The organism is Propioniciclava sp., from assembly GCF_036744435.1.
Classification (GTDB): domain Bacteria; phylum Actinomycetota; class Actinomycetes; order Propionibacteriales; family Propionibacteriaceae; genus Propioniciclava.
In genome coordinates, this window is the sequence record NZ_DAIOIA010000112.1 from 1 (window position 1) to 4,936 (window position 4,936).

A 4,936-nucleotide genomic window follows, 5' to 3' on the forward strand; every position below is an offset into this window, starting at 1 on the left:
CGTCACCACCTCGACGACGACCACCACGACGACCCTTCCGTCGACGGAGACCACGCAGCAGGTCTGACGCGGTCCATCGCGGATCAGGTGTCACCCATGGAATCGTCACGCCTCGACGAGGCGCTCGCTGGCCGGTTGAAGGAACTCACCCAGGCGCGCCACGCGCCGGCTCAGTCCGAGGTCACGCACACCGAGGTGGCGCCCCGCCTGCTCACGATCGGCTTGGCGACCTACGACGACTTCGACGGCGCCTACTTCACGGTCACGTCCTTGCTGCTGCACCACCCCGACGCGATGGAGCGGTGCGAGGTGCTCATCCTCGACAACCATCCCGAGGGCGTCGAGGCCGAGCCGCTGCGGCGGCTCGCGGAGGAGTACGCGGACCCGCCGGTCCGCTACGTGCCCTACACGGAAGTGCGCTCCACGGCCGTGCGGGATGCGCTGTTCTCGCTGTCCCGCACCCCGTGGGTGCTCGTGCTGGACAGCCACGTCCTCTTGGCCCCCGGCGCCCTGGACGCCCTGCTGGCGTTCATCGACGCGCATCCCGACAGCGCGGATCTGGTCCAGGGCCCCCTGACCACGGCCACGGGCACGATCATCTCGACGCAGATGAACCCCGGCTTCCGCCAGGGCATGTTCGGCGTCTGGGGCATCGACGACCGGGGACGTGAGCCGGGCGGAGAGCCCTTCGACATCCCTCCCAGGGGCTGGCCCTGTTCGCCATGGCGCGCGCCCACTGGCCCGGGATCAACCCCCGCTTCATGGGGTTCGGCGGCGAAGAGGGCTACGTCCATGCGTTGGTGCGCCGCCAGGGTGGCCGGACGCTGTGCCTACCCGATCTGCGGTGGCACCACCGGTTCCCCCGCCCGCGCGGCGTCCCCTACCGACTCAACCACCACGACCGGATCAACAACTATCTGGCAGCGTGGCGCGAACTCGGGTGGGACCTGCGCCCGGTGCACCGGCACTTCACCGAACTACTCGGCGACACCGCCTACGACGCCCTGCGCGTCCAGGTGGAGGAGCGCCTCGACCACCCCGGCCTGCGCTTCGACGGCGTATGCGTGTGCAGCGACGACGACCGCGTCGGCCCGTGGCGCAACGCCTTGGCGAAACTCGACGAGCACGGCCTGGCGGTGCGCCGCATCCCCATGCCCCGCGGCGAAGAGGGGCAGGACTGGTGGACTGAGGGACGCCGCGCTGCGGCCCAGGTGGCGCAGGTGCGTCACTGGCGGTCGGTGGTGGTGCTGGATGAGGCCCTGCCGCTCTCGGCGGACGTCTTCTACCGGCTGGCCGACCTGGCCGCCCGCATGCCCGGCCGCGTCGTGTGGGGAACGGTCAACGAACGCCCACTGGCCGCCATCGTCACCCCCGGGGCCACCGGCCAGAGCGCCGCGGCGTCCCTGCTGGGCGAACCCGACGAACGGGTCGCCCTGGACGCCTGGCTGACCGCGGCCGAGGCCCCGCTCCCGGTCGCCGGCTGGAGCATCATTCCACCAGCAGCGCTCCCCACCTGGGAACCCAGCTACCGCGCCTGGGCCAGCATCGGGATGGGGACGACGATGCACCGCCTCGGTCCCGTGCCCTGTCTTCCTCCTGAGACGGCCTACCTCTCGGGCTGGGCGCGGGCCCTGCGCGAGCCCGCGGCCCTCGACGGTCCCGTGATCCTCCTCCGCAGCGGCGTCCACGCCTCCCGGGATCTCGGCGCGCTCCTGCGGGCTGCCCTGTCCGATCTGCGGGATCGGCCGTGGGATGTGCTGTCCCTGGCGGCCAGCGAGGTCGAGACGCCCGCCTTCCCGGGCTCGCTCGTGGGCCGGACGTCCCGCCCGGCCAGCCTCGCGGTCGTCGTCCACCCGGACGCCCGCGAGCGCCTGCTGGGGGCGCTTCCCGACGTCGACGACCTCGACGCCTGGGACGCCTGGGACGACGCCGACGCGGACGCCTGGCTCGCCGAGCTGGCCGCCCAGGCTGGCCTGGCGACGTACGCGCTCGTCGCCCCCGCACTGGCCCCGGCACAGCCCCGGCCCACCGACGAACTCCCTTACGCAGGCAGGTTCAGGAGACAACCATGACGTACACCCGCAACGCCGCATTCGAAGTCAACGACCTCGACGACGGCGTGGTCCTCTTCGACGCCGGTCAGCAGGTCCTGCATCATCTCAACGGGCCGGCCACCCTGGTCTGGGAACTCGTGGAGGGGCGCGATTTCGAGACGGTCACCGACGCTGTCGCCCGCGTCCTCGAGGTGGACACAGCCCAGGCCGCCGACATCACCACGCGGGCACTCGACCAGTTCCGCGCGATCGGTGCCATCGCCGGGTGAGGACTGCGCGCAGCGACTACCTGTGGCTGGCGGTGACGGTGACCGCACCGCAGGGCGATCCTCTGTGGCTGCTGGACCACTCGTTGCGGTCGCCGTTTCCCGCCGAGGATGCGCTGGCGTTCACCGCGCTGCCCGGCAACGGACTCCGGATCGCGGGCGGGGGCGTCGATCAGACGCTCCGGTTCCGCTCCCCGCTGGCGCGGGCGGAGCAGGCGTACGGGCACACGCACAACGCGCTGATGGATCGGGCGCGCGAACGCGGATGGGTCCGGCCCCATGCCGCCCAGGTCGATCGTGGTGGGCGGCGCATCCTGATCGCCGGGCGTTCCGGGGCGGGCAAGACCACGCTGGCGATCCGGTGGGCGGCGCGCGGCGCGACGATCGGTTCCGATGAGGGCGTCCTGATCCGGGGCGGCCTGTGCGTGGGGCTGCCGCGTCGCCTGCACCTGAAGCACTCCTCGCGGGAGTCGCTGCCCGGGCCAGCCCGCGACACCGCCGCCGTGCTGGACTACGACCCTCCGGTCACGGCTGTCGACCCGGGCGCATTGTTCGCGGTGCCGCCGCCGGTGGCGCCACGCGCCCCCGATCTGCTCGTGCTGCTGGCTCCCGGCGAGGGCGCCCCCACCCTCAGCGATGCTTCGCCGTTTCAGGTGGTCGCCGAACTCGGCACCGAGGCCGCTTCCTTGTCGCTCGACCGGGCGGCGCTCGTCGGCGAACTGGCGCGGCTCCAGCGCACCACCCGCTGCGTGACGCTCACCGGGCACGCCGACGAGTCGACCCTGGACGCGCTCGATGCCCTCTCGTGACCCCGCGACCCGGCTGGTGGGGTTCCTGCGCGATCCGGCGTCCGGCGGGGAACTGAGCCCTGCGGTGACGGGCCTCGCGGAGGACCTGCGCATCCTCTCCGACCTGGGGCGGCGGCTGACGCGGACCCGCGGGGATTCGATCCCTGAGGGGCTGGCCGTGCACCTGTCGGGACGCGGCGCCGACGTGTCCCCGGATGCCGCGGCCGAGGTGGCCTACCGGCTCGCCCAACGCCGGGCCCGGGACCTGTCGGACCAGCTCGCCGCTGTGTGCGCACACCTGGACGCCGCGGGCATCACCGCGATCCCGCTGAAGGGGGCGGCCCTGCTGGAGCACGGCGACGCCGACGGCCGCACCATGACCGACCTCGACGTGATCATCCGCCCGGCCGCCCGGGTGGGCGACGCGCACGCGGTGCTGGTGTCCCTGGGCTACCGGGACGCCTCCGCGCAGGAGTATCAGTCGGTCACCGTCCTGCCGGATCAGCACCAGCTCACGCCGCTGGTCAAGGACGGGCGTGCGGGTTCGATCGAGCTTCACCGCAGCGTTCTGCAGTCCGAGTTCGATCCGCTGCTCCCGGAGCATCTGCTGCTCGCCAACCTGGCCGACACTCCCAGCGGGCCTCGGTTCACGCCGTTCCTGTCGTGCCTGCACGCCATCATCCACGCGCTGATCGTGGACAACCAGTACCGGTTGCTCGTCCCGCCGCTGCGGGCGGCTCTGGACGTGCAGCGGCTTCGCAACCAGGACGCGCAGGTGCTGGATCGGCTGCGGGAGCACGCGGCCCGCGCCGACCCGGAGGTGCGCCGGGCCATCGCCGCCGTCCTGCTCGTCGTCGACGACCTCGACGGGTCGCGCGGCCTGCATGGTGCCCGGGCCCTCTGGTGGTGGTGGCGCGTCCGTACGCTCAGCGCGCATCCTGGACTGCGGCGGGCGTTCGGCGGCGGAGCGATGGCGTCCTTCGCGCTGCGGCGCGAGCGCATGGAGGCCCGGGTCGGGCACCCGCTGGGTCCCGTCCGCCTGCTGTGGGCGCGGTGCGTGTTTCTCGTGCAGCGCACGCGGCAGTTCCTCTCCAGCGGCCGCTGACCCGGCATCGGGCTCGGCCCCGGTGGAGGACCGGTCAGATCCCTGCCAGGAACTCCAGGACGCATCCGGTGATGGTGGCCTCGGCGTCGGCGCGGGAGACAGTCGGGACGCCGTCGCCGGATTGGGGGCCGTACCGACCGAAGAAGGAATGCACGGCGCCCGGGACGACGACCTCGCGGCTACCGGAGGGGAGCAGAGCCATTCCGGCGGTGACCTTGGCGGCGTCCGCGACGCCGTCGTGTTCGGCGCGCAGGCTCAGCGCGCGCAAGGAGGCGCCGGTGAGGTCGGCGCCGTCGGGCGGATAGGACGCCTGAAGGATGAGGCCCGCGGCGGGCTGACGTCCGGCGCGGAGTTCGTCGGCGAGGTACTGGGCGGCCATCGCCCCGCCCAGAGAATGCCCCGCAAGCACGACCTGCTGACCCGCCCCGTAACGCTCGATGAGGGCGGTCGCGCGGCCCGAGTCCGTCACGGCTAGGTCGAATGCGAACTCCGGGATGACCGTCGTGTAGCCGTGGGTCGCCAGGACGCGGGCCTGCCACTCGTAGGCCTGCGGGCGGACCAGGCCGCCCGGATAGAACACGACCAGGACGTCGCGGGACGGCGTCCCCGCGGGCGGGCGCACCACGATCACCGGGCCGGACGCGTCCTCCAGGGTGGGCGTCACGGTTGCCGTGGCAGCGTCGCTGATCGCGTCCTGACCCAGCACCAGCGGCGGACGCACCA

General features: G+C 72.8%; 5 protein-coding genes and 1 pseudogene. 5 read left to right on the forward strand and 1 reads right to left on the reverse strand.

The genetic code is table 11. The features are described from left to right. Positions 1 to 96: 96 nt before the first annotated feature. From V7E09_RS15750 to V7E09_RS12410, 5 genes and pseudogenes are all read left to right on the forward strand, one after another. A pseudogene (locus V7E09_RS15750) lies at positions 97 to 561 on the forward strand (glycosyltransferase family 2 protein); the annotation flags it as partial. Between the two features lie 161 nt (positions 562 to 722). After that, positions 723 to 2,072, forward strand: coding sequence for a hypothetical protein (locus tag V7E09_RS12395; RefSeq protein WP_324523464.1), 1,350 nt, complete (start codon positions 723 to 725; stop codon positions 2,070 to 2,072). Continuing rightward, positions 2,069 to 2,323 (forward strand): PqqD family protein, encoded by a 255-nt coding sequence (locus V7E09_RS12400; RefSeq protein WP_324511944.1) that lies wholly within the window; start codon positions 2,069 to 2,071, stop codon positions 2,321 to 2,323. The genes V7E09_RS12395 and V7E09_RS12400 overlap by 4 nt, the downstream gene beginning before the upstream one ends. After that, entirely contained in the window at positions 2,320 to 3,129 is an 810-nt protein-coding gene (locus V7E09_RS12405) for a hypothetical protein (RefSeq protein ID WP_324511945.1), read from the forward strand. The genes V7E09_RS12400 and V7E09_RS12405 overlap by 4 nt, the downstream gene beginning before the upstream one ends. Next, entirely contained in the window at positions 3,116 to 4,213 is a 1,098-nt protein-coding gene (locus V7E09_RS12410; RefSeq protein WP_324511946.1) for a nucleotidyltransferase family protein, read from the forward strand. The genes V7E09_RS12405 and V7E09_RS12410 overlap by 14 nt, the downstream gene beginning before the upstream one ends. 34 nt (positions 4,214 to 4,247) lie before the next feature. Here the strand turns inward: V7E09_RS12410 and V7E09_RS12415 are convergent. Beyond that, a partial coding sequence (locus V7E09_RS12415) for an alpha/beta hydrolase (protein WP_324511947.1) occupies positions 4,248 to 4,936 on the reverse strand: 689 nt, incomplete at its 5' end.